Origin of the sequence: Rhodocytophaga aerolata, from assembly GCF_030503435.1 — a bacterium.
GTDB classification, from domain to species: Bacteria; Bacteroidota; Bacteroidia; order Cytophagales; family 172606-1; genus Rhodocytophaga; species Rhodocytophaga aerolata.
The window spans coordinates 117982-142397 of sequence record NZ_JAUKPO010000007.1; the positions used below are offsets into that span (position 1 = coordinate 117982).

Annotated in this window: 20 protein-coding genes; 8 read left to right on the top strand and 12 right to left on the bottom strand. The window is 40.6% G+C overall.

All coding sequences use genetic code 11. The annotated features are described in order from the left end of the window. Positions 1 to 200 precede the first annotated feature (200 nt). From Q0590_RS14230 to Q0590_RS14245, 4 genes are all read left to right on the top strand, one after another. Positions 201 to 1154, top strand: a complete 954-nt coding sequence (locus Q0590_RS14230; protein WP_302038225.1) for a DUF4062 domain-containing protein — start codon at positions 201 to 203, stop codon at positions 1152 to 1154. A gap of 414 nt (positions 1155 to 1568) precedes the next feature. Then, the gene (thyA, locus tag Q0590_RS14235) at positions 1569 to 1898 is read left to right on the top strand and encodes a thymidylate synthase (RefSeq protein WP_302038226.1); all 330 of its coding nucleotides are present in this window, start codon (positions 1569 to 1571) and stop codon (positions 1896 to 1898) included. Positions 1899 to 2009: 111 nt separating this feature from the next. Continuing rightward, positions 2010 to 3290, top strand: coding sequence for a fumarylacetoacetase (fahA, locus tag Q0590_RS14240; RefSeq protein ID WP_302038227.1), 1281 nt, complete (start codon positions 2010 to 2012; stop codon positions 3288 to 3290). Between the two features lie 62 nt (positions 3291 to 3352). Beyond that, the gene (locus Q0590_RS14245; RefSeq protein ID WP_302038228.1) at positions 3353 to 4249 is read left to right on the top strand and encodes a flavin reductase family protein; all 897 of its coding nucleotides are present in this window, start codon (positions 3353 to 3355) and stop codon (positions 4247 to 4249) included. Here the strand turns inward: Q0590_RS14245 and Q0590_RS14250 are convergent, their stop codons facing one another. The 7 genes from Q0590_RS14250 to Q0590_RS14280 all read right to left on the bottom strand — a co-directional run bounded on the left by Q0590_RS14250 (position 4250) and on the right by Q0590_RS14280 (position 12371). Next, positions 4250 to 6055, bottom strand: a complete 1806-nt coding sequence (locus Q0590_RS14250; RefSeq protein WP_302038229.1) for a sensor histidine kinase — start codon at positions 6053 to 6055, stop codon at positions 4250 to 4252. Between the two features lie 8 nt (positions 6056 to 6063). Continuing rightward, positions 6064 to 6906: a hypothetical protein gene (locus Q0590_RS14255; RefSeq protein ID WP_302038230.1), complete on the bottom strand. Its 843-nt coding sequence runs from the start codon at positions 6904 to 6906 to the stop codon at positions 6064 to 6066. Positions 6907 to 7141: 235 nt separating this feature from the next. Further along, positions 7142 to 7897: a hypothetical protein gene (locus Q0590_RS14260; protein WP_302038231.1), complete on the bottom strand. Its 756-nt coding sequence runs from the start codon at positions 7895 to 7897 to the stop codon at positions 7142 to 7144. Between the two features lie 209 nt (positions 7898 to 8106). Further along, positions 8107 to 9468 carry a glycoside hydrolase family 140 protein gene (locus Q0590_RS14265; protein ID WP_302038232.1) on the bottom strand — a complete coding sequence of 454 codons (1362 nt, stop codon included), beginning with the start codon at positions 9466 to 9468 and terminating at the stop codon, positions 8107 to 8109. Between the two features lie 188 nt (positions 9469 to 9656). After that, positions 9657 to 10883, bottom strand: a complete 1227-nt coding sequence (locus Q0590_RS14270) for a geranylgeranyl reductase family protein (RefSeq protein ID WP_302038233.1) — start codon at positions 10881 to 10883, stop codon at positions 9657 to 9659. 139 nt (positions 10884 to 11022) lie between these two features. Further along, positions 11023 to 11628, bottom strand: a complete 606-nt coding sequence (locus Q0590_RS14275) for a thioredoxin family protein (RefSeq protein ID WP_302038234.1) — start codon at positions 11626 to 11628, stop codon at positions 11023 to 11025. Positions 11629 to 11732: 104 nt separating this feature from the next. Next, a complete protein-coding gene (locus Q0590_RS14280) occupies positions 11733 to 12371 on the bottom strand; it encodes a 4'-phosphopantetheinyl transferase family protein (RefSeq protein WP_302038235.1) in 639 nt (212 codons plus the stop codon). A 115-nt stretch (positions 12372 to 12486) separates the two neighbouring features. Here Q0590_RS14280 and Q0590_RS14285 point away from each other — a divergent pair, with 115 nt between their 5' ends. The 3 genes from Q0590_RS14285 (at position 12487) to folB (ending at position 14753) form a co-directional block, all read left to right on the top strand. Continuing rightward, entirely contained in the window at positions 12487 to 13410 is a 924-nt protein-coding gene (locus tag Q0590_RS14285) for a WD40 repeat domain-containing protein (protein WP_302038236.1), read from the top strand. 191 nt (positions 13411 to 13601) lie between these two features. After that, positions 13602 to 14336, top strand: coding sequence for a DivIVA domain-containing protein (locus Q0590_RS14290; protein ID WP_302038237.1), 735 nt, complete (start codon positions 13602 to 13604; stop codon positions 14334 to 14336). Positions 14337 to 14402: 66 nt separating this feature from the next. Then, positions 14403 to 14753, top strand: coding sequence for a dihydroneopterin aldolase (gene folB, locus Q0590_RS14295; protein ID WP_302038238.1), 351 nt, complete (start codon positions 14403 to 14405; stop codon positions 14751 to 14753). 79 nt (positions 14754 to 14832) lie between these two features. On the opposite strand, the gene trxA is transcribed toward folB, so the two are convergent. The 5 genes from trxA to Q0590_RS14320 form a co-directional block, all read right to left on the bottom strand. Continuing rightward, on the bottom strand, positions 14833 to 15168 hold the full coding sequence (gene trxA, locus Q0590_RS14300; protein ID WP_302038239.1) for a thioredoxin: 336 nt from the start codon (positions 15166 to 15168) through the stop codon (positions 14833 to 14835). 134 nt (positions 15169 to 15302) lie between these two features. Next, positions 15303 to 18827 (bottom strand): DNA polymerase III subunit alpha, encoded by a 3525-nt coding sequence (gene dnaE, locus Q0590_RS14305; protein ID WP_302038240.1) that lies wholly within the window; start codon positions 18825 to 18827, stop codon positions 15303 to 15305. Between the two features lie 192 nt (positions 18828 to 19019). Beyond that, the gene (locus Q0590_RS14310; RefSeq protein ID WP_302038241.1) at positions 19020 to 19637 is read right to left on the bottom strand and encodes a PNPOx family protein; all 618 of its coding nucleotides are present in this window, start codon (positions 19635 to 19637) and stop codon (positions 19020 to 19022) included. A gap of 102 nt (positions 19638 to 19739) precedes the next feature. Next, positions 19740 to 20618, bottom strand: a complete 879-nt coding sequence (locus Q0590_RS14315; RefSeq protein WP_302038242.1) for a DUF4249 domain-containing protein — start codon at positions 20616 to 20618, stop codon at positions 19740 to 19742. Positions 20619 to 20621: 3 nt separating this feature from the next. Further along, positions 20622 to 22970 (bottom strand): TonB-dependent receptor, encoded by a 2349-nt coding sequence (locus tag Q0590_RS14320; protein WP_302038243.1) that lies wholly within the window; start codon positions 22968 to 22970, stop codon positions 20622 to 20624. A gap of 410 nt (positions 22971 to 23380) precedes the next feature. Here Q0590_RS14320 and Q0590_RS14325 point away from each other — a divergent pair, with 410 nt between their 5' ends. After that, entirely contained in the window at positions 23381 to 24406 is a 1026-nt protein-coding gene (locus Q0590_RS14325) for a FecR family protein (protein WP_302038244.1), read from the top strand. The last annotated feature ends 10 nt before the right edge of the window (positions 24407 to 24416 follow it).

Below are 24416 nucleotides of genomic sequence, written 5' to 3' on the forward strand. Positions count from 1 at the left end.
GCTCTGATGTGTTTTACTCTGTAGCCGTCCTATAAATTGAGCTACAAAGCAGAAGCAGAAAATATAACATTAGATAGACACAAAACCCAACAGATAAATATCGTGGAAATATTTATCTGTTGGGTTTTGTGTCATATTAAAAATTATAAAAATATATTTGATATCTTGGACTATACCTAATACAAAGTTATAATATAAATATGCCATTCGTATCAACTGTTTATAATGTAATGCTTGCATCACCAAGTGATGTAAATGATGAACGTGAAATAGCTAGAAAGATAATATGGGAATGGAATTATCTTTATTCAATACATAAAAAGATGGTGCTACTACCAATAGGTTGGGAAACTCATTCTGCTCCGCTATTAGGGGATCGGCCTCAAGAAATCATTAATAAACAGGTATTAGGCCAAAGCGATTTATTGATAGGAATTTTTTGGACACGAATTGGTACTCCAACCGGTAATTTTATTAGTGGAAGTGCAGAAGAGATAGAGGCACATATTAAAACTGGTAAGCCAGTAATGCTATATTTTTCGAATAAACCTGTAGCATTGGATAGAGTGGACAATAGTCAATATCAAAAATTAATAGCATTTAAAAATGAATATATGCAAAGAGGTCTGATAGAGACTTTCAGTTCAATTGAGGACTTTAAGAACAAGTTTGAAAGACAATTAGCAATAATGATTAATACTACCTCATATTTCAAAGGATTTGAAGAGGCTGGTGTTATTGCTGTCCAAAATGGGGAACCAATAGCTGTAGATAAGTATATTAATAGGTTAGCAGATGTAGAGCAACGAAAGCTTAAATTAAGTGTAAAGCCTAAATTATGGCTAAATGGTGCTTCGACTAATGGTGCGAGCGGCGATATTAAAATAGATTTAAATAATAAAGGCGAAACAGCTTATATTAAAGATATAAAATTGCTTTCTGGCAATATAAATTTACATTCTCTTAGCCTACCATATGAACTCAATAAAAGTGAAAGAAGGTATATATTTGGCAGAACAACTGGAGAGAATCATATTAGTAATACTAGCTATACAATAGAAGTGTCTTATGAAGATGAATTAGGAAATAAATTTATTTCAATAATAGAAGGAGTAGGACCTAAAGCAACCATCACAAAGACTATTGAAAATTGAATACTTTAATTTAAAGATATATAATTTAAGACAGATTTGCTAGATATATTGTGGACATTATTATTAACTACCCTATTGAATTAATCCTATTTAGTCTTCTATAATAGAATTTATGTGCAACTTATTTTCAAATTTATTAAGCCAGATCTAGTATAAGAATTTATAAAATATAAAAAAGGTAAGCTAAGTATTATATCAATAAGTTTATAAAATTTAGATCTCTATCAATAAAAGATTATATATTTTGAAACATATTGTAAAGTAATATTGGGTATTTTGACTTGAGTAGATATTTATTGTATAATTGAAAATAGAATTATTTAGAGTTGAGAAAGATACTAATTTGAGTAGCTTGTGCCGAAGATGTTCATATTCAACAAATTTTATCTGTGTAATACATAAAATTTCATTAAAATGGTTGATTTACAATGTATTCATCAAATTTTTAGTAATACAAAGCTGATGGGAGTTCCTTTTAATATTGCTTCGTATGCACTGCTAACCATGATGGTAGCTCAAGTATGTGATTTACAGCCTGGTGAATTTATCTGGACTGGTGGAGATACGCATTTATATTCTAACCACTTGGAACAAGTACAGGTACAACTCTCCAGGGAACCCCGTCCATTACCTCAGATGCGGTTGAATCCGGAGGTTAAAGATATTTTTTCTTTCCAATATGAAGACTTTACATTAGAGAATTATCAGCCGCATCCATCTATTAAAGCGCCGGTAGCCGTATAATAAAAGAATAATTATTGACGGATGAAGGCATAACCAATACCTGGGAATACCTTCTGAGTTATACATTTATACATCATTAGTCATTCATCCGTATCTATTATTCAGTACTCTATGCTTTCTGCGAACGATCCAAGTCTGAAAACATGGGTAGAAGTACCGGCAGACAGTGATTTTCCGGTGCAAAATCTTCCTTTTGGCATTTTTAAACCCAAAATAGGTACTGCCCGTGCCGGAGTTGCCATCGGCAACTATGTACTGGATCTTCAGGAGATGGCGCAGCTGGGGTATTTCGATACCTTACATCTAAAAGATCATGCTGTATTCAGTCAGCCGTATCTGAATGATTTTATTGCATTAGGAAAATCAGCATGTCAGCAAGTAAGGCAGCGGATATCAGAATTGCTGCGGCATGATAATGCCAAACTGCAGGATAATTACGAACACCGGCGCAAAGTATTGTTGTACGACACAGAGGTACATATGCAATTGCCGGTAAAAATAGGCGACTATACAGATTTTTACTCCTCCATGGAGCACGCCACCAATGTAGGCACTATGTTTCGCGATCCTGCGAATGCCTTGCTTCCAAACTGGAAACACCTGCCGGTAGGGTATCATGGCCGATCCTCCTCTATTGTAGTATCCGGCACAAATTTTCATAGACCTAATGGCCAGTATAAAACACCGGATGCAGCATTGCCTGGTTTTGGCCCTTCGCAGCAACTGGATTTTGAACTGGAAATGGCATTTGTTATAGGTCAGTCTACGGAGTTAGGAGAACATATACCTGTAACCAAAGCAGAGGAGTATATATTTGGTATGGTTCTGTTTAACGACTGGTCTGCCAGAGATATTCAAGCCTGGGAGTATGTGCCATTAGGGCCATTTCTGGGCAAAAATTTTGCTTCCTCCATTTCTCCCTGGATTGTTACTTTGGATGCATTAGAGCCTTTCCGTGTGCCTGGTCCGGTACAAGAGCCCCAAGTGTTACCCTATCTGCAATCTTCCGGGCAACGGAATTACGATATTCATTTAGAAGTTTCTATACTACCCGACAAAGGCAGTGAAAAAGTTGTTTGCCGTTCGAATGCTAAATACCTGTATTGGAATATTGCCCAGCAACTGGCACATCATACCGTAAATGGCTGTAATGTTACTATTGGTGATGTGTATGCCTCAGGTACAATTAGTGGCCCGAAGGCAGATGCGTATGGCTCTATGCTGGAACTTACCTGGCGGGGAACTAAGCCCTTGCTTCTAGCCGACGGCTCTGAAAGAAAATTCCTACATGACCATGATACGGTAATTATGCGGGGCTTTGGAAAAAAGGATGGTAACAGAATAGGGTTTGGGGAGGTGAGAGGAAAAGTGCTGCCAGCGAAAGAAATATAGTTACCAAAGAGTGTAAGCTAAGCCATTATTGTATACCTGCCAGCACCTGAAAAAATACTACCATGCCTGTTAAGACCATTCATCCTAATGATATTGCTACGCAAACCCTTCATGGGTATTTATTAGGTGCCGTAGCCCCTCGTCCTATTGCGTTTGCCAGTACGGTAGACAGCAATGGAAATGTAAACCTCAGTCCATTCAGTTTTTTTAATGTATTTGGCTCTAATCCACCAACGCTGGTATTTTCTCCCGCACGCCGGGTACGGGACAACAGTATAAAGCATACGCTGGAGAATGTGTATGAAACAAAAGAGGTGGTAATAAATGTGGTAAACTATGCTATGGTGCAGCAAACCTCGCTGGCTAGTTGTGAGTACGACAAAGGAGTGAATGAGTTTATAAAAGCAGGTTTTACAGCTCTACCTTCTACCTTAGTAAAACCCCCGCGAGTAGGAGAGTCTCCAGTAGCTTTTGAATGCAAAGTAAATCAGGTGATAGAAACTGGCACATCTGGGGGAGCAGGCAATTTGGTCATTTGCGAAGTGCTGCTTATGCATATAAAAGAAGAGATTCTGAATGAAAAAGGACAGATTGATCCTCAGAGGATTGATCTGGTTGCCCGTATGGGTGGCGATTGGTATTGCCGGGCAAGTGGCGATGCTTTATTTGAAGTACCTAAACCTAATCAGAAAAAGGGTATTGGTATAGATCAGATTCCACATTCTATCCGCAATAGCACAGTACTTACAGGAAATGATCTTGGCATGTTAGGCAACATTGAAGCTTTCCCGGACAAACAAGCCATTGTTAATTTTTCAAACCAGCCCGTTATTCAATCGGTACTGGCTGCCTATAAATCGGATGAAGATCTGCAGATAAGACTGCACCGGACCGCACAATCTTATCTGAGAGTTGGCAAACTTACGGAAGCCTGGCTAACGCTGCTACAGAAAGTATAGTTAGACAGTTTTATTAATATGGTTGGGTAAGGTAACACTAAAGATAGCTCCTTGATCGGGTTTACTTTCAACATGAATAGTTCCGCCTAAAGCTTCAATGGCTTGACGGGCTATATATAACCCAAGGCCAGATCCGGTAGCTTTTTCGCTGCCTCTGAAAAACATATCAAATATTTTAGGCAAGTGCTCTTCTGTAATGCCTTCTCCGTTATCGGCTATGGTAATAACTGCTTGTTCCTGGGAAGTATGAATAGTTATGTTAACAAAGTTACTGTCTGCATTCGACTTGCTGTATCTAACTGCATTGGCTACTAAATTGTGCAAAATGATATTTACCCGAAACAGATCACTGCCAAACGGATAGCTTACCTCGGTGTGCACTTGCAGCTTTATCTGATCAGCACCGGAGATATAGTGCTGTGCTTCCTGAAAGCAACTGTTGGCAAGCGTTGGTAAATCTATTGTTTCTATCTGTAGTTCAGTATTTAATACTTTGGAATGACTAAGGATAGATTGGATAAAGCGGTCGGATTTATAGACAGATTTCTCTATCAAATCTATGTATTGCTTTATATTAGCTATATCGCTTTCAGTTTTTGACAGATTAATTAAACCTTGCATAGAGCAGAAGGGTGCCCGCAAATCATGTGAAACCCGGTATACATAATTATCCAGTTCATGATTCCGGGTTTGTAGCTCTTTTACTGTTCTCTTTAATAGTTCTTCTGCTTGTTTACGGGGCGTTATATCTTCACTAATGGTCAAAATAAACATGGGCTCCCCTTTATCATCACAAATGGTTGATTTTCTGGTATACAAAAATTTAGTTTCATTGTTTTTATTGGTCACCAATCTCTCTGCTTCTATTGTCTCTTTTGATTGAAGCACCCTTAAGTCTTCTTCCAGTAAAGCTTCTGCCTGCGTATGTGGATAAAGATCCGTGTCTTTTTTATTTACAAAATCAACTGCTGGGTACAACATCAAGTCTTCACTTGCTTTGTTTACCCTAACATATCTCAGTTCTTTCACATCTTTCACAGCCAAAGACAATGGTAGATTATCGATTATACTGTTCAGAAATATTCTGTTTTTAATCAATTCATCTTGTGAGGCAGTTAAATTAGCATTTAGTAGCAACAGTTCTTCATTTTGCCTAGTAATTTCTTGTTCCTTAACCTGCAGCTCCGCTACCAAAATTCGTAAGTCTCTCTCAGATTTTTCGTAAATAGAGAACAGATACAACACAGATAATACCACCGACAGTAGAATGAAACCTATGTTGACGAAAAGTGAACTGTGCGAAAATAGCTCAGAAGCAGTAGTCCCTCTTAGCAAAGTAATATCTAGCAATTGCACACAAGCAAATAAGAGTACCGGAATAGTAAAACTCAACGCAAGTTCCAGTTTTTCTTCTTTGGAAAACAGAACTAAATTAGCCACCACAGCCATTGTACAAAGCAAAAAAGCTAAAACCGGGGTGTTGCCTGTTATGAATACTAATGTAGTTAACACATACAATGCTCCTATAAACATCCACCTAGCCGCATGATAATATCCCCGTTTATTGATTAATAAAACAGATAGTGCAGCAAAAGAAATAAGTCCATAGCTTTCATAAGATGCCTGGAAATTTATTAAACCTACCAGAAGGTTAATAACGATGATGCTTAAACAACTATAGGTTATGGTATGTATTTGAAAAGTTCTATAAGCTTCAGTATTCCTGGACCACCCATTAAGAAGCGGGGAGTGTAACACAGAAAAAATCCGGGGAAGTGATATAACAGGTTTAGAGAGCAATTTCATAGGGGTAATTAATTCAATGTTAAAAAATAAACAGACTGAAACTGGGCTTCTTCTGAATAGACTTTTATCGAGTACTTACCTTTAACAAATTCATCTTTGGAAGGGGTAAAAATGTACTCAGACACGAAATGGTTAGTAATGCGTACCTTATCTCTGGGACTGGAAATAATGCGGTGAGAGGGATCTCTTACTTCCAGGTACAAATACTTATCCTGTAAGTCAGCCGGGTCTCCTTTCAACTGGAATTTTATGCGTAGATTTTTTGTGCGGCTTGCCCGGTATTTTTTATCGGAGGAAACTATGGTTAAATAGTACATGGATAATTTATTTTGCAGAACCACTGAAGGGTGCCGTGCTTCCAGCTCAGCTATAGTTGCTTTTAACTTAGCTATTTCTGCTTCCTTAGCCAGTAGCAGTGTATCTTTCTTAACTATAGGTAAATAGATATCCGGTAGAATTTCTGCCTTCTGAATAATAGTAATGGTATCTGCTTTGGTTTTTGCTTCCAGACTAAGTAACTCTACCTGGTTTTTAAGTTCTGAAAGCTTGAGTATCAGTTTCTTCCTTTCTTCTTCCGAGGTTTGGGTTTTAGACATTTCAGCTTCCACTTCTTGCATCTGGAGTAAAATTTTCTCTTTCTGCTTTTGAATCATGGAATCTTTCTCAGGCAGGTATTTCAACAGTACATTCATTTCACCGGTAATAACCTGTAAATCCTGCCGGAAATGCTCTATTTTGTTCTTCATTACCAGGCTATAGCTGCTCATATAAATCAACGAGAACAGCATAATACAAATCACAACAATAAAAGTAGCCTTTTCGCTTTTTAAGCCGTTAAGCGGTGTCTTCATTGAAAAAAAATTATGCAAGCGGATACCCTTACTTATTTTGGGTGAAACGCCCGAATCAAATATAAAAGAATTGGACTGTTAATAAGATTTGGGCAGGCAGGGTATAGCCAGCCTCTGCAGCAGAGCGTGCAGAAAGTAGAGATAAGTGCAGGAGAGAGAGGTAAATGAACTTTATTAATGAACTAACTTACATAAGGAATAAGCGGATGAAGGTATTTTTCTGATAATGGGAAGTTTACTTGGCACTTTTCTTTAACTGAATGCCATATTTGACAATATACAGATATGGCTCATTTACATTGGCCCCGTCTATCTCATATGTTTCTTTTATAGTCTTAGAGCCATTGATGATGTTATTAAGTTCTGCAGCATCAAATGCTTGTTTAGTACCTCCCAGGTCGTCGTTTGTAGATACATCCATTTGCTTGGTTTTAAAATATTTATAGCCAGCTATTTTAAACGATCTGTCTATGAGTTCCAGTGGGGGTAGGTTTTTATCCTCATCAAAGGCGGATACCCGGAGCAATTTTGGAAATCGAACAGATTTAGTATAATCCCTTACTTTGTCCATCTTCCGTTCGCCTTTGAAATCATCGATCTCTATTAATGAAACAGCTATTAGCAGCCTTCCGTCTCTATATGCAGGAATATCTATTTTATCAAACTGATCTGCTAAAATTAAGGCATTTTGTTTTGTCTGGCGAATTCCCCACAGGCCATTGTTAACAGAAGTAAGTTGCCCTTCTTTATTATAGGCATTGATGGTATATAGCAATGCCAGTTCATCGCCAGTATCGGAATCTAATAGCCCTTTTTCCTGTACTTGTTTCGCGTGTAAAGAGTTAATAGTTAACTGTACGGCGGCATCGCCAGTGGTATCGTGTGTTTTGGTTTGAAAAAGTGTACAGCTATTTAATAAGAGTGCCAGGAGTACAATGCTGTATATATAGGATTTTTTGATCAACAGTGGGGTAAAAATAAGTTTTTCCATGGGGTTTAGGCAGTATGGTAGTTAAGTAAAGCTGCTATCAGGCACATACGGGTAGTTGGCGGTAACTGTTGCTCTAGATAGTAGATGCTGGCTATTTATTCAATTACGTAGCCAGCATCTAGTATAGCCTTAGTAACCCAGTGGTTAAGAGGTTGCATGGGTTTAGGGAAAGGTTTGTCTACTTGATTAGTAAATTAGCCATGTTTGTGTTAGGTATTTTTCTTAGTAACTATTTTCTGCGGCTCTTTGTAATTTTTAGTGGCATCGTCTAAAATCAGTATCCAGTCTTTGCCCAGACCACTGGAAGGTGGAGTAAATTCTTTTTTGCCTGTATTATCCATGCTTTCTACGGCTTTAGACGTTCCTTCGCGTGGGTCATACCAGAAGCCTTTTACTTGCTTGCCAGAGATTTTTCCCATGTTTACCGTAAAGGGCCGCCCAGTGCTGGTGTATACAAATAAATAGTCTTTGCCTCTGGTAGCCTGAATGCGGTCTCCTTCAGCATAGGTATCAGTAGCCACGATGGCCTGGTCTGGTACCCGGTCCAGTATGGGACGTGATTCCATAAGTGCCCGGACATGCGTCATGTCAGAAGCACCGGGGAGGTCTAACGATTCCGACCAGGGTTTTAAGGGGCCATTTACAGGCTTGCGGTTTGGCGCATACATCTGCCATATACTGTGGCAGCCATAGGTGTGGCCGTGGGCTCCGGCAAATAAATCCAGGTATGCTGCCCGGCGCACATCATAGGCAGCAGAGTAGCCTAAATCATTGGCATTAAAACAAACCGGGTGATCTTCATAAATGGGTTCGCCATCCATAGTAGGCTTGGTCGTGGCAAGTGTATAATCATGAGTTATTTTCTCATATACATTGCTATTGCGGCAGTGCCCAGTCTGGAACATATTAAAATCTAGCCACTCATCGGTGTGGAACCAGGTAGATGAGCCGCCTTTTTCTTTAGGTTGAGGGTGATAGGTCATGAGCGCATTATCTTTATTTCCCACACCAGCGATAATACCTTCGGCCATTGCCCGCCATATAGCTATATCGGCATCGTTGCGTGGATTACGGTCGCCGCCCAATATCCAAATAATAGGTTTGCTGGCATACCGTTTTCCTAAATATTCACCGTAGGCTTTGGCATTTTGGGGGTTAAAAATCTCCGGACCAGCACCCCAGGTATTTTTAAAAACTTTGTCTCCCCAGGTAGGTAACATGCCAATGTATAAACCCAGGTCAGTAGCTTTATTTACAATATAGTCTACATGTTTAAAATATTCATCGTTTGGCTGCGTAGGGTCGTTGTTTTTTAGTGGGGTATGTCCATAAGGGTTAGGGTCGTTTAAGCCATCCAGTTCTGCGAGTACGACAGCCTGTATGACTGTATAGCCTTTGTCTGCCCGGTTTTGCAAATATTTGTCCGCTTCTTCCCGGTTTAGCCGGTGAAACAACTCCCAAGCTGTATCACCCAGGTAAAAGAAAGGACTGCCGTCCTGTTTTACTATATACCGCTTATTGGGGCTTACTTTTAATATTTGTGCCTGTGCCATGTTTTGAATTAGCAACATAAAGAGTACTGCTATACAGCATTTTTGCATGCAAAAAGATCGGAAGAGCATAATAGGTTTTGGAGTTATAAGCAATCAAAATAAAAATAAATCATGAATAAATACAAAATATTTGTGAATGTATTGGTTATTGTATTACCTAAGGAAGCCTAACTCCAGCTCAGGAACAATAAAGCTGCTATAATTCATTATTTGTTGAATAGCAACCGGTAATAAAAGCTGGGCTGGGTTAATAGCCGTTTGGTGTTTACATCGGCAAGTGCATCTGTAAAGAATTGCTGTAAATAGGCATTGGTGCTTGCTTTTTTTAAGAGAAAGTTGAACAACCATGGGTATCTGCACAGGTTTTGGAGAGAACGGCTTATGCTTAACTCATTCCACATACGCCGGTAAATCTCATTATCGTATTGCTTGTTGAAGGAAGCTGAAAAAGTATTCTGTTTAAAGCACGCAATACAATGCTCTGCCGCTACCCGGCCACTTCGGATAGCATTGCCTATGCCCTCACCGGTAAATGGATCTATGAGAGAGGCGGCATCGCCAGTGAGCACAAACCGTTCGCCGGAAATAGCTCGCTTTTTAGACCCTAAGGGCAGCCCAAATCCTTTTATACTTTCCAACGGCCGGGCCTTTTGAAATCGTTCTTTTAGCAGCGGATGTGTATCAAGTAATTGCTGTAGGATATGTTTTAGATTTAACTTCTTTGCTGCAATAGATGAAGAAAGCATACCTATGCCTACATTTGCCTTGTTGCCGGGCAGCGGAAAAATCCACAGATACCCTGGCAGGATTTCACGAAAGAAGTATAGCTCAATAAAATTTTGCGGATGAAAATGTTCTACCCCTTCATAATACAGCCGAAGTCCTGCACTATGGTGAGGCCGTTCCATCTGCAGATGGGCAAGCTGCTTGCCTATTATGGAATGAGCACCATCTGCGCCGATAACCATCTGTCCTTCAAACACGCCTATGTTTGAATATAGCATAACTCTGTCTTGTGCATTTTCTGCTTTCTGGATCAGGCAGTTTTCATAGGTATCTATCTTAGCACTCTGTTTTACCTGGCTAAAAAGCAAATTATCAAAATGTGTCCGCTGGCAGATGTAGCCATACCGGTTTTCGCCCTTATGGATAAAAGGGATATCCATTCGATGGCCTCCGGGAGAGATAATACGTACCCCATACGAATGCGTTTTTTCAGCAGACGATTCCATACGTTGAGCCAATGTCTGCGAAAGTATAGGCAGTTGGTTAAGCACATCTACACTTAAGGCATCTCCACATATTTTGTCTCTGGGAAAAGAAGCTTTATCCAGCAAGGCTACCCGCAGTCCGGCATTTGCCAGTCGTAAGGCGCTCGCACAACCTGCCGGACCTCCTCCGGCAATCAATACATCGTATACATATCTGTTCACTAGTAAGCTTTTGTGCAAGGTTAGTTTGATTGAATCAAATATGCAAAAAGGAAGGGATAAGCCGTTTATACCTTCCTATAGTTGGTAAATAAACGGTAAAAGAGACACAGTAAATTGTGGAAAGAGACAAACTATATAATTATTCTTTTTTTATCATGCATCCGGTGGCCCGCTTTTCTACTACTGCCAGGTTGCGTTTATTTACAATGGCATTAATGGCATCTCTCAGGTAAAAAGCAGAAGCAGCATTAGGTAGTTGCGGATTGTCGTCGATAGCGCCTTTGTATTTTACAATGAAAGCGCCGTTTCCGGTATTCTGCAAGACAAAAGCTTCAGGTGTTTTGGTGGCTCCCAGCCGGTTACTTAGGGTATGCTCTTTATCAGCCAGGTAAGGAATTTGCCAGTTTTTCTCCCGTGCGTACCTGGTCATTTCTTCTACCGTGTCGTCAATATTATCAGCGGAGGTATTGGAGTTTACCATCAAAAATTTTATTCCCTGGGCATTAAACTGATTGGCAAGAGTAATTATTCTATCCTCGTAGAGTTTTGAATACGGACAGTAGTTACTGGTAAAAACAATAACAACCCCTTTTTCGCTGGCAAAATCAGTTAAGGAAACCGGGCGATTAGTGATTGTATTAGTTAAAGTAAAGTTCTCAATTTTGTTTCCAGTCTGCAAATTGGGCTCGGCATCAGAGCTATATAAACTAAAAAGAGTAACAAAAAACAATGAAAGTATTTTCATATGTGTATTTTTTCAGCGACTATGTTGTTCCATATAAGGCAAAGTTTTCTCCTTAAACATATTTTTTAGCAGGCTATTTTTATTAGGTGTTGTTCAAAAGTGACCTACTCAAAACTGAAAGATATAATCAAATTGTCAATTATCATATATATAATTTCATTCTGAATGGAATAGCCATTTTTTTCTACAGTGCCTCTAATTGTGCCAAAAGTGCTCACCTTGAATGGAGAAATGCTGATTTCTTCTTTTAAAGAAAGTTGTCTCCGGCCGTATTTCTTGTATAGCACCTCTTTGGCACTCCAATAGATACCCAACTTCTGTAAGTCATCTCCAGCATCCTGGTATTCTTGTTCATTCAAAAATTTATGAGCTACTCTTAACAGTTTCCCTTTGATAAACTCAATATCTATACCAACTTCTTGATGCTTATGCATGATTACTGCCGCATAGTGGCTTGTATGGCTAATAGATATATGAATAGGTAATTCGGCCAGATAAGGTTTGTCGTGTTCATCTTTGATAATACCCCAATATGCACAATGCCATTCTTGTAACATATGCATGGCTAAAACCCGTACGGCTAACGATTCAGCCTTTTTGCCTTCGTGAGTAACACTGGCTAAATAATGTATGTCATGGATGTTAGGTGGCAGTTGAGTAGTTAGTGCCTCTGCAGATTCTGTAATTTCCCATAAACCCCATATGCAATCTTCATTTATAACAGTCAGTTGGGACAAAGGCATAATATATGTGTAATTTCTAAAGGAAATGGAATATACCAGATGTCATTTTCTCTCAGAAAATACATCTGTTCAAATTTATCTCTATTTTTGTTTACTTTACCAGCTAACACCGCGAATGAATATAACAAAAAAAGTAACGGTAGAAAAAATTGCTTCTTTTACTGGGCACCGTGACTCTGTGTATACCATAGAGCAGGGCCCATTACCTTACATATTTTACTCAGCTGCCGGAGATGGCATGGTGGTTAGTTGGAACCTACAAAGCCCAGACCAGGGTGAGCTGATAGCCCGTATAGCAGCGTCTGTATATGCCTTGCATTTTTTGCCGGAATTACATCAACTCTGGATCGGACAAAACTTCGATGGCCTTCACATTATTGATTTACATACAAAAAAAGAGGTTAAATCAATTAAAATTACAGATGCAGCCATATTTGACATTAAAAGCTGGAAGCAAGATATATGGGTAGCTGCAGGCGATGGTACGCTTACAGTTGTAGATGTACAAACAGTTGGTATAAAAAAACAAATAAAAGTTTCCGGCAATAGTGCCCGCTGTATAGCAATTAACCCTGTAAAGGGAGAAATAGCTGTCGGTTACAGCGATCATCAGATCAGGGTTTTCGACCTCTCTACTTACAAACTTACCTATACAATTGATGCACATACAAACTCTGTGTTTGCTCTAACCTACTCACCAGACTATCAATACCTGCTAAGTGGCAGCCGGGATGCCCATCTGAAGGTCTGGCATACGGCCGACTACTCATTGCACCAGTCCATTGTGGCTCATATGTATGCGATTAACCATTTAGTATATAGCCCTTCCGGGGAATGTTTTCTATCGTGTAGTATGGATAAATCTATTAAAGTATGGGATGCGGAAAGCTTTAAGTTGCTGAAGGTGATAGACCGGGCCCGGCATGCCGGACATGGAACCTCTATTAATAAACTGCAATGGACCAATTTTCATAACCAGATTGTAGCTTGTAGTGACGACCGCTCCATTTCTGTGTGGAAATTGCATTTTGACCAGTAAAATATAACGGTTAATTTTAAAATATCTCTAATAATATGTACTTTACAGTACAAAAAATATAAATAAGTTATGAGTCTGTAGGGAGTTGTCTTCATGCCAGAACCTGAGACTGCGGACTTTTGAAACTTTAAACCAACAAATTGAGATGAAATGGGCACTCTATATGTCCATTAAAAATAAACATTATACATATGAAAGTAACACCGATAGAGATAAGGCAAAAAAGTTTTGAAAAAGTATTCCGTGGGTACGATAAAGAGGAAGTAGATGGATTTCTGTTGTCTTTGTCGCAGGAGTGGGAGCGGATAATAGATGAAAATAAAGAATATAGAATAAAACTGGAGATAGCTGAAAAAGAAGTAAAGAAACTGCGTGAAGTAGAAACTACCCTCTATAGAACTCTTAAAACCGCGGAAGATACAGGTACGCATTTAATAGAGCAAGCCAACAAATCGGCGGAAATGCAAATACGGGAAGCACAGGTAAAGGCAGACAGCATCTTGCGTGAAGCCCGAAGCAAAGCACAATATATGGTGCAAGAGGCCGATGGAAAAGCAAAACAAGCCTTACAGGAAACCATAGCCGAGTTAAAAGCCATGGAAAAGGATGTGCGCATTATCGAAAGCCAGAAAGATAATTTGATTGTAGAGCTAAGAAGTATCGTTAGTGATATATCCGAGAAGGTGAACCGCATAGAGGCCAAAAGCAGCCGCATTTCTTTTGATTCCAAAGTAAATGAAGTAAAATCATTCTTGGAGCAGCGTAGTGAACCGCCTAAGTACGTAACTCCCGAGAACGAATCTACGGTTTCCTACAATCCATCTGCCAAATCGACCCCCTCAGAACCCGAGCATACACCACAAACTCAAGCAGCAGAGCCTAAGCAACCTGGTGGAGGTTCGTTTTTTGACGAAATAGGCAGCTGATCGGATAGTTTTAGTAAACCAACATTATTGCCAACTAGCCAAAGTTTGTAAGTATTGAAATAACTGATGGGAACTGTTGCTTTAGAAGGTATGGAATTTTTTGCCTATCATGGGTTCTATGAGGAAGAACGCAAAATAGGCAATAAGTACAGTGTAGACATTACCGTAAGCCTGGATATAACGGAGGCAGCCTCTACCGACGATCTGCAGGGAACTGTTAATTACGAGGAATTATATGACATTGTCCGCCACGAGATGCTAACCCCTTCCCGCTTATTAGAAAACATTGCTTACCGGATAATCGACCGCACCTACGAAATATATCCTGAACTAGAATGGGTAGAAGTACAGATTTCTAAATTTAATCCTCCCTTGGGCGGAATCTGCCATAAATCTACCATTACCTTACGAAAGTAGCTGTTTGTTCCCAGGGCTTGTAAAATAAAAAACCTGCCACAGGGAAATGGGCAGGTTTAAAAAATAGGGGAGAGTTACTTTATACTTTTTCTGCAACAATAGCATTGTTCAGCTTCTGGGCAAGTACATTTTTGGGAACAACCCCTACTTGCTTATCTACGAGTTGACCGTTTTTAAAAATCAGCAAGGTAGGAATATTGCGTATGCCAAATTTCATTGGTACTTGTGAGTTTTCCTGTACATCCAGTTTGCCTATTATTGCTTTTCCTTCATAATCTCCAGCCAATTCTTCTACAATCGGGCCTATCATCTTACAAGGTGCGCACCAGTCAGCCCAGAAATCTACAAGTACAGGTTTGTCACCGGCTATCATTTGTTCAAAATTGGCATCGGTAATTTCGATTGCTTTTCCCATGATCTTTTCTTTTAATTGTTAGTATTTTTGTTTTAAGGTGTCAGGAGTCAGGTAGTGTTACATTAGTTATGTGTTTGATTATCCAACTCTTTTACTGCTTGACTGGATAATTTTTTTTTGTGTAAATAAGTTCCTTACCAGATCAACTTATATGATAAGCCTTCCAGGGATGATAGCTGGTCGATGAGTTCATTGGTCGGGAAGATTTTAAATTTGCGGGCTACTGTTTCTATCTGCATTTTATCTTCTGTGTCATGCAGCACTACTTTCAAATAACAATCGCCAGTATGAGACTGAGCAATTCTGGCTAGTTCTTCCACCACTTTATGGTTAACCCTGGCCAGGTCCAGATTTACATGCAGCCCTTTGCAGAGTTTTTTACGAAGTTCGCCCAATAACTGAATTTGCATTGGCTTTACCTCCCATTGGTCATTAGTACCATAACGCAGTTGTACTTTGCCTTTGATATACACAAACTGCCCTACCGTAATATATTTAGAAAGGTTTACATAATCTTCTCCAAATAAAGCCATATCCAGAGAACCGTTGTAGTCTTCAATAGAGAATAAGGCGAAAGGATTTCCATTCCGGCCTTGCCGTACCACATTTTTAGTTACAATGCCGGCAATACATACTTCTTTGTTCTTGTAGTTTTCTATATTGTCAATTGTGTCGCTGCAGAAATTATCAATCTCCAGCTTAAACTGGTCCAGTGGATGGCCGGAAATATAGAAACCTACTACTTCTTTTTCGTACTTGAGTTTTTCAATCTCACTCCAGGGGTCTGTTACCGGGATGCGGGGCGTAGGCACATCTACATTTCCACCAATGCTAAATAAGGATTGCTGGGTAGCACCTTTGGCTTGTAAGTAGCTGTTACCATATTTAATAACTTTCTCTATCAGGTTGGCGCCATCTGCTTCAAAAAAGTACTGTGCCCGGTGAATGGTTGAAAACCCGTCGAAAGCTCCTGAATACGCCAGACTTTCGAATGTCCGTTTGTTAACAGCACGTAAATTTACCCGGCGGGCGAAATCAAAAATATCTTTAAAAGGCCCTTCTTTCGCACGCTCTTCAATTATGTTATCTACGGCTGCATCACCTGTTCCTTTAATGGCACCTAAGCCAAAGCGGATTTTACCTTCTTTATTTACGTTAAAGAAACGGGCTGATTCGTTTACATCCGGGCCTAACACAGGTATATTCTGCTTCCGGCACTCATCCATGAAGAAAGTAATTTTTTCAATATTGCCCATCCAGTGCGTAAGCACAGAGGCCATATATTCTGCAGGGTAGTTGGCTTTTAGGAAAGCCGTTTGGTAGGCTACCACTGAGTAAGCGGCCGAGTGAGAACGGTTGAAGCCGTACTCAGCAAACTTCTCCATTACGTCGAATACTTCTTCGGCTTTCTTCTCCGGAATACTGTGTATTTCTTTGGCCCCTTTCACAAATTTTACCCGTTCTTTGGCCATCTTCTCCTTATCCTTCTTACCCATAGCCCGGCGCAGCAAATCGGCTCCGCCTAAGGTATAACCTGCCAGAATCTGGGCTGTCTGCATAATTTGCTCCTGGTACACCATAATACCATAAGTATAATTCAGAATAGGCTCCAGCAGGTCATGCGGGTAAATTACTTCTTCTTTCCCATGTTTCCGGTTGATGAAGTTGGGAATGAATTGCATCGGACCCGGACGGTACAAGGCGTTCATGGCAATTAAATCTTCAATATTCGTGGGCCTTAGGTCTTTCAGGTACATTCGCATACCCTCGGACTCGAACTGGAACGTGCCTACCGTATCGCCTCGCTGGTATAATTCGAACGTTTTGGGGTCGTCCATGGGGATGGCGTCAATATCTATATCAACTCCATGGTTCTTCTTGATCATAGCCAGGGCATCTTTGATGATGGTGAGGGTTTTTAGCCCCAGAAAGTCCATTTTCAACATGCCCGCATCTTCTATGTGCTTTCCATCGAACTGGGTAACGAAAAGTTCAGAATCTTTGGAAGTAAATACCGGAATGTAATCTGTTAAATCGTCTGGCGCAATAATTACCCCGGCAGCATGTATACCAGTGTTCCGTACCGAGCCTTCCAGTTTTTCAGCCAGTTGTAATACATCGCCATTAATATCTTTTGAGTTACGTAGTTCCTGTAATTCTGGTACTTCGGAAAATGCTTTGGGCAAGGTCATGCCTACCACGGTTGGTACCAGGTTGGCTAATTTGTTGGATTGAGGCAAAGGTAAATCCAGTACGCGGGCTACGTCTTTTATGGAAGACTTTGCAGCCATGGTACCAAACGTTACAATTTGGGCTACCTGATTTTTGCCGTATTTATCTACCACATAATCTATTACTTGCTGGCGGCCCTGGTCATCGAAGTCAATATCAATATCGGGCATGCTTACCCGTTCCGGATTCAGGAAACGTTCGAATAGCAAGCTATATTTAATCGGATCTATGTTGGTAATACCAATGCAATAAGCTACGGCTGAACCTGCTGCCGACCCACGGCCCGGGCCAACGGCTACACCTAGTTTTCTACCGGCTGCAATAAAATCCTGCACAATGAGGAAGTAGCCAGCAAAGCCCATGGTTTTAATAATGCGCAACTCATGTTCCAGGCGTTCGGTTACTTCGGTGGGTAAGCTTAGACCACTGGTATCCTCATGCGTCAGCGGTAAGCCATTGTAGCGTTTTTTGGCTCCTTCAAATGTGAGGTAGTATAAATAATCGTCGGCTGTGGCAAATTGCGGAGGCAGAGGAAAATTGGGTAGCAAAATATCTCTTTTCAGCTTCGGGGGAGTTATTTTGTCTACTATCTCATTTGTATTATCCAGGGCTTGCGGCAAATCATGAAAGAGCTTGGCCATCTCTTCCGTCTTTTTAAAATAAAACTGGTCATTGGGAAAGCCAAACCGGTATTCTCTTCCGCCAAAGCCATCTCCTTTCCAAACAGGTTTGCTTTGCAGTTCACCTGTATTTACACACAATAAGATGTCATGCGCATTGTAATCGTCCTGGTTGAGGTAGTGCGAATCGTTCGAGCAAATGATTTTTACATTGTACTTCTTGGCAAACTTGAGCAATACGGCATTTACCTTTTCCTGCTGCTCCATTTTGTGCCGTTGCAACTCCACATAGTAATCGTTGCCAAAAAGATCTAACCACCACTGAAATAATTTTTCAGCTTCTTCTTCACCCTGATTTAGTATAGCTTGTGGCACTTCGGCACCAATACAACAGGTAGTAGCAATCAGACCTTCTTTATATTTCAGCAATATTTCTTTATCAATCCGGGGCCATTTGCTGTACATGCCTTCAATGTAGCCCAATGAGCAAAGTTTAGCCAGATTTTTATAGCCATTCTGATCTTTAGCCAACAACAGCTGATGATGGCGGTTATCTTTAGATTCTTTGTTGAACGTTTTTTTGTGCCGGTCTTCCACTAAATAGAACTCACAGCCGACAATGGGTTTTACATTGTATTTATTAGCTTCGGCTACAAACTTAAAAGCCCCAAACATGTTGCCATGATCAGTTAGTGCAACGGCTGGCATCCCATCGGCTTGTGCTTTTTTCATCATGTCGCTGATATTGGCTGCACCGTCCAGCAGAGAGAACTGGGTATGGCAATGCAAGTGGCTGAATGTCGGCATAGTAAGTAGTCTAGTAGTGAGTAATGAACAATGAATAATAACTAAGAGGTTTCACTTCAAGCGGATTTTAAAGTGAAGATGTAAGTAAAGGTATCAAATTTTGGGGTAGGGGAAAACGGTATTTTTTCCTAAAAAAGTTTCTGCTTTGGTAGGTAGTTCATTCTCAAAAAAATAAGCTCAAAAAATTTAACATTAGGGGATGACCCAGCTGGCTTCGGCTAGTTCTCCGGCCTCATACCGGAACATAGCCCGGCGATGGCCGCTTTTAGCTAAGTGCAGCCAGTCCATCTGTTGAATACGGGTAACAATAACAGCAAAATTGAATCTGCCTTGTTCACTTTCTTCCTGGGTAGGTTCTCTGGTGTCCAGGCCCTCTGGTAAGCCGGAAGTAGGTTCTGATTGGAAGGAGCCCGGAGCAGGAATAGCCAGGTAACTCCGCCGGTTACTTGGGCTTGTTTGTTGCCAGTGTCCTTCTGCCAGTATATCAGTTGTGTGAATAGTAGCTGTACCGGATAAGCGGAGTTGAATCTTGCGTTCGCTGTCCCAAAAAAGAAAACTCACCGATGAATTAGTTTCTATCTCCTGAATTTTAGAGGCTCTTTTATCTGAATAACAACTAATTGTTTTTTCAAGCGCATTAACTTCCCGCACAACTACTGTCCGTAGGCTAACGCCGCTGCCCGATTGCGTACCTAAGGTGCCTGTATAAAAAACATCGCCTGGCTTCTGGCTGTCGGTTTGTAAAATGGCCCAGGCTTGTTGTTGGAGTTGTTGTAAGGAAGCTATAGGTGATTCTCTGGATGGCTGCATGTGGTGATAATATAAAGGGTAAGGTTTACAAAGCTATTCAACACAAAAAATACCTCACAGGTTTTTAAAACCTGTGAGGTATTTCAACCATCCGGCGTATTATTACTTAAGCGGCATGGAGACTGTATTCCGGTTGTAGGAAGCAAAAACTCCTAATCCTCCATTCATATTTGAGTATAACAATACCGGCTCAGCAAATGGATTGCCATCTGTGTGGTAATTGTTATTCAACGATTGATGATAGCGGTAATAATGCTCGTCAGTATTTAATAAATAGCCAAACAAAGTGTTAGCAGTAGGATAATCAGGATTGTAGGAAGGTTTCCAGATAGAACCTCTGGAAGATGAAAATTTTGCACCATCTAACCGGTTATCTGTAAATAGCTGTATATCATTACTAGAACCTTCAAAATATACCCGCTGAGAAAAAGGAGAGTGGCTGCCCTGCGTTGTAGCAATCTCTGCAAATATGCGGTAATAATTTATCTCGCCCGGTGTATCCTGCCAGTTAAGCATCATGTAGTATTGCATAAAGTCGGCATAATCACTTTTAGCAGAATCAATAACCATCTCTACACCAATGGGCTGATTAATAGGCACTGTACAAGTAGCCGCTGCTTTGCGGCCTTTTGTATCATTTACTTCCAACGTATACTTATTGCCTTGAATGATTGGCAACTCTTCCGCATCAGCTACATAGGCATGGTCAGTATCGTGGTAAGTAAATGTAACAGACCTATCCCCGTCAGACATAGTGACGGTGGCATTGCGGATATCATTGCTGGAAAGTGTACTTTTTCCAATGGCCGGTATAGACTCTACTACCGAAACCCGCAGTAACGTATCTTGAGGGGATATAAATGAGGTAACTACTAGTTTGGAGGAGGCCTGTGGTAGTTTAATGTTCGTTACTTCTTTTTCGCAGGCTGAAAAACCTATTAACAGACTAAAAGTGAATATAAATAGAATCCGTTTGTTCATTTCTTAAAATTTAAAAGAATAGCTGAATGAAGGAATTATGGGGAATAAAGTAATCTGTTTTAAAAACCGCGTTTCTGTCTGGGTATTATTATCATAACGGCTATCTATATAATAGAAGAATGGATTTTTGCGGCTGTAGGCATTATACAAACTGATTTCCCAGGTACGTTCGCCCCACTTTTTCTTTTTGTGAAATTGTATGCCAATATCCAGGCGGTGGTAGGCTGCCATGCGGAAGCTGTTTTTTGGGCCGTAATCATTAACAGAACTCATGTAAAAAGACCCGGATTGCCCACCGGGCTGATGAGGTTTGGCAAAGTATTCGCCAATAGGCAGGGTAATAGCATTGCCCGTTCCATATACCCAGGTACCAGAAAGGGTAATTTTAGGGCTTAGTTCGTAAATACCTACCAGGGATATATCGTGGCGGCGGTCGTAGCGGGCGTAGTACTTTTTACCAAAGTTCAAGGAATCGAATTGCAACTGGGTCCAGGAAAGGGTATAGCCCACCCAGCCAGAGAAGCGGCCTACTTTTTTCTGTACCAAAAATTCCAGGCCATATGACCATGCTTGCCCGGCAGTTACATTGTCTTCCCAGCTTACCTGGTTAGCTCCCTCGGGGCCATCTTCAATCAGTAGAAAACTGGCTCCTTCTTTATAACCTAAAATGTTATCTGATTTTTTGTAATAAGCCTCTGTTGTAAGGGTAATACCTTTATCTGAGAAATCTTTGGCAATGCCTATGGCTATCTGTTGCGACTGCTGCGGCGCTATACGGGCGGTAGTAGGCACCCACAAATCTGTTGGCAGGCCAATGCCAGTGTTAGAGATCAAGTGTACATACTGGTTCATGCGGGCATAGGAGGCTTTGGCTGAAAGATCTTCCCGCAGGCTGTAAGACGCAGAAATTCTTGGCTCAGGCCGTATATATTGCTTATTCTTAGCGGCAAAATGACTCAAGCGGAACCCTGCATTAATGCGTACTTGCGGCAGTGGCTTATACAAATCTTCCACATATATGCCTGACTCCACCACATCTATATTATCTACCTCCCGTCTAAATTCGGCTATATCTGTATCTTTTAATACCAAAGCACTTGGGGTGAAGCGGTGGTGAGTACTCAGGATTCCCATTTTTATTGCATGTTGCGGGTTAGGGAAAAAATCTATGTCATATTTTATTCCAAAGTCGCGGATGCCAGAGAAGTAATCCAGGTTATATTGTGAGCCGTCTTTGTTTTTCTCGCGGGAGTAAATATTAAATTTATAGTTACTGAATATAAAAGAGGTATTGGCAAACAATTTATTTGTAAACAAGTGGTTCCAGCGAAGCGTACCAGTAGCATTTCCCCAGTTAAAGCCGGTTTTGTCGTTATTGCCATCATATTTATCCACGTAGAAGAAGCGGTCCTGGCCGAAGTAGCCACTTAGATAGAGTTTGTTTTTGCGGCCAAAGTCATAATTTACTTTGGTGTTCAGGTCGTAAAAATAATAGCCACCTCTTTCCTCTTTTGGCATCAATGGACGAATTAATGCATCGGCATAGGTTCTGCGGCCAGAGATCAGAAAAGAAGATTTGCCTTTTTTCAGGGGGCCTTCCAGGGTAAGCCGCGAAGAAATAAGCCCAATTCCGCCTTCGCCATGCAATTTCTCTTTGTTCCCTTCTTTCATATTCATTTCAATGACTGAGGAGAGCCTGCCCCCGTATCTGGCCGGAAAACCGCCTTTGGTGAGTTCTACACTTTTTAGGGCATCTCCGTTGAATAAAGAGAAAAAGCCAAACAAATGATAGGCATTGTACACCACCGCATCATCCAGAATAATCAGGTTCTGATCAGGCCCGCCGCCACGTACATAAATACCACTGTTCCCTTCGCTGCCTTTTTGTACACCGGGCATCAGTTGCAGTACTTTTAGCACATCTTTTTCTCCAAGCAAAGCCGGTATAGTTTTAATCTGGGACACTGGCACCTCAATTGTGCTCATTTGTGGTGTTTCACTGACTTTTTCTTGGCGTTTAGCTATCACCTCTACTTCCTGTAACAGGGCTTCCGGCAGAAGATCAATATTCAGCTCTAGTTGTTGGGCTAGTTTAAGCCTTTTTATCTCTGGCAAATAGCCCACATAAGAAAATACCAGCGTTAAGGTGTCGCTAGCTGGCAGTGTGATGGAGTAAAAACCATAGGTATTGGTAGTAGTGCCGATAGTAGTGCCAGGCAGGTACACATTTACACCAATGAGTTGTTCGCTACTGCCTTTTTCCCGCACAAAACCGCTAATGGTGTACTTGGTTTGTGCCTGGGAAACAGAAAACAGCATACACAGGCAAACAATGGTAAAATAATGTTTCATTGAAAAGGAAAATAATGTATTTAACTGGATAATGGATACCAACAGCGGATTAATGATTTTAAATTGATTTAACTGCAGGTAGGACCCATCTACCGGATAGTTAGTTGCAATTTGTTAGTGGTAATTATCGAAAATAGTAACCAGTCTTCAGGTCAATTACCAGGCAAAACTATTTGTTATTCCACAACCGAGCAGCGCAATTTTCGGCTCAACCTTACAGCTCTTGTTCTTTCTCTCCAAGCCTGTCACTCGTCCAGTTAAAGATGGTCCATAGGAAGTTTCCATCAGGTATACTTTATATAAGTACTATAAAAATTATGGGAGGTAGTAAGTACAAAATAAAAAGTGCATGCTTATATGAATATGATACTATAAATATTCTGACATTTTATAATACTTAATCTGTATAGATGGACCACTTCCAAGATTTTAGTGAGGAGGAGTTATTACTGAACGAGTCTTTCCACAATTGGGTAAAGCAAGCTAACCCGGTAGATATAGCTTACTGGGAGCAGTGGTTGGCTAAGTATCCGGAAAAAAACAGGGTAGTACACAATGTCAGAAATATCATTCTAAGTCTTTCTCCGGAAGAGCCTGATGTACCGCCGCAGGAAGTTTCAGAAGCCTGGGCAACATTACAACAAACCCTACAGGCAAGAAAGCAGCCTGTTAGCAGACATAGGCCTGTTTCCGGCAGCAGAGTTAAAAAGTGGTACGCGGTGGCCGCAGTGTTTGCAGGTATGTGTATTAGTTATGTTTTAATAGAATATGTGTGGCTGGCTGAAAAGTACATAGCCTATGCAACCCGCTTCGGCGAAACAAAAGATCTGGTATTGCCCGACGGTTCGCAGGTAATATTGAATGGAAACACCCAATTGAAGTACAAGGAAAAATGGGATGAACACGATAACCGAGAAGTGTGGCTTGCCGGGGAGGCGTACTTCTCGATTACCAAAGCCGAAGATACAAGGCAAATCAAATTTATTGTACACACCGATAAGCTGGATGTGGAAGTGCTGGGTACCCAGTTTACTATATCGAACAGAAAAAAGTCGACTCAGGTAGTGCTGGATGAGGGAAAGATAAAAGTACGCCAGAAAGCAGATACGACAGATATGTTTATGCAGCCTGGCGAAATGCTTAAATTCTGTAATACCCGGCAAGAAATAATTAAAAAAATGGTCAACCCCCAGATGTATTCCTCCTGGAAACATAAAAAAATGGTATTTGAGGAAACCTCTATCCGGGAATTGGCCGAACGCATAGAATTTACTTATGGTTACCACGTGCTTTTCGCAGATAAAGAGCTTACCCAACGTAAGCTGACCGGCACCATACCCAGCGATAACCTAGATGTATTGTTGCTCACGTTGTCTAAAGTATTTGATCTGGATATTCGAAAAGAAAAAAATCAGATAGTGATAAAATCTAATTGAAAATGAATGC

Bases quoted from the DNA above. Each gene is read 5' to 3' on its own strand.
- trxA (WP_302038239.1), bottom strand. From the start codon at position 15,168: ATGGGAAAAGCAATCGAAATTACCGATGCCAATTTTGAACAAATGATA.
- Q0590_RS14275 (WP_302038234.1), bottom strand. From the start codon at position 11,628: ATGAAAATACTTTCATTGTTTTTTGTTACTCTTTTTAGTTTATATAGC.
- Q0590_RS14260 (WP_302038231.1), bottom strand. From the start codon at position 7,897: ATGGAAAAACTTATTTTTACCCCACTGTTGATCAAAAAATCCTATATA.
- Q0590_RS14325 (WP_302038244.1), top strand. From the start codon at position 23,381: ATGGACCACTTCCAAGATTTTAGTGAGGAGGAGTTATTACTGAACGAG.
- Q0590_RS14250 (WP_302038229.1), bottom strand. From the start codon at position 6,055: ATGAAATTGCTCTCTAAACCTGTTATATCACTTCCCCGGATTTTTTCT.
- Q0590_RS14265 (WP_302038232.1), bottom strand. From the start codon at position 9,468: ATGTTGCTAATTCAAAACATGGCACAGGCACAAATATTAAAAGTAAGC.
- Q0590_RS14290 (WP_302038237.1), top strand. From the start codon at position 13,602: ATGAAAGTAACACCGATAGAGATAAGGCAAAAAAGTTTTGAAAAAGTA.
- dnaE (WP_302038240.1), bottom strand. From the start codon at position 18,827: ATGCCGACATTCAGCCACTTGCATTGCCATACCCAGTTCTCTCTGCTG.
- thyA (WP_302038226.1), top strand. From the start codon at position 1,569: ATGGTTGATTTACAATGTATTCATCAAATTTTTAGTAATACAAAGCTG.
- Q0590_RS14280 (WP_302038235.1), bottom strand. From the start codon at position 12,371: ATGCCTTTGTCCCAACTGACTGTTATAAATGAAGATTGCATATGGGGT.
- Q0590_RS14230 (WP_302038225.1), top strand. From the start codon at position 201: ATGCCATTCGTATCAACTGTTTATAATGTAATGCTTGCATCACCAAGT.
- Q0590_RS14285 (WP_302038236.1), top strand. From the start codon at position 12,487: ATGAATATAACAAAAAAAGTAACGGTAGAAAAAATTGCTTCTTTTACT.
- fahA (WP_302038227.1), top strand. From the start codon at position 2,010: ATGCTTTCTGCGAACGATCCAAGTCTGAAAACATGGGTAGAAGTACCG.
- Q0590_RS14320 (WP_302038243.1), bottom strand. From the start codon at position 22,970: ATGAAACATTATTTTACCATTGTTTGCCTGTGTATGCTGTTTTCTGTT.
- folB (WP_302038238.1), top strand. From the start codon at position 14,403: ATGGGAACTGTTGCTTTAGAAGGTATGGAATTTTTTGCCTATCATGGG.
- Q0590_RS14310 (WP_302038241.1), bottom strand. From the start codon at position 19,637: ATGCAGCCATCCAGAGAATCACCTATAGCTTCCTTACAACAACTCCAA.
- Q0590_RS14315 (WP_302038242.1), bottom strand. From the start codon at position 20,618: ATGAACAAACGGATTCTATTTATATTCACTTTTAGTCTGTTAATAGGT.
- Q0590_RS14245 (WP_302038228.1), top strand. From the start codon at position 3,353: ATGCCTGTTAAGACCATTCATCCTAATGATATTGCTACGCAAACCCTT.
- Q0590_RS14255 (WP_302038230.1), bottom strand. From the start codon at position 6,906: ATGAAGACACCGCTTAACGGCTTAAAAAGCGAAAAGGCTACTTTTATT.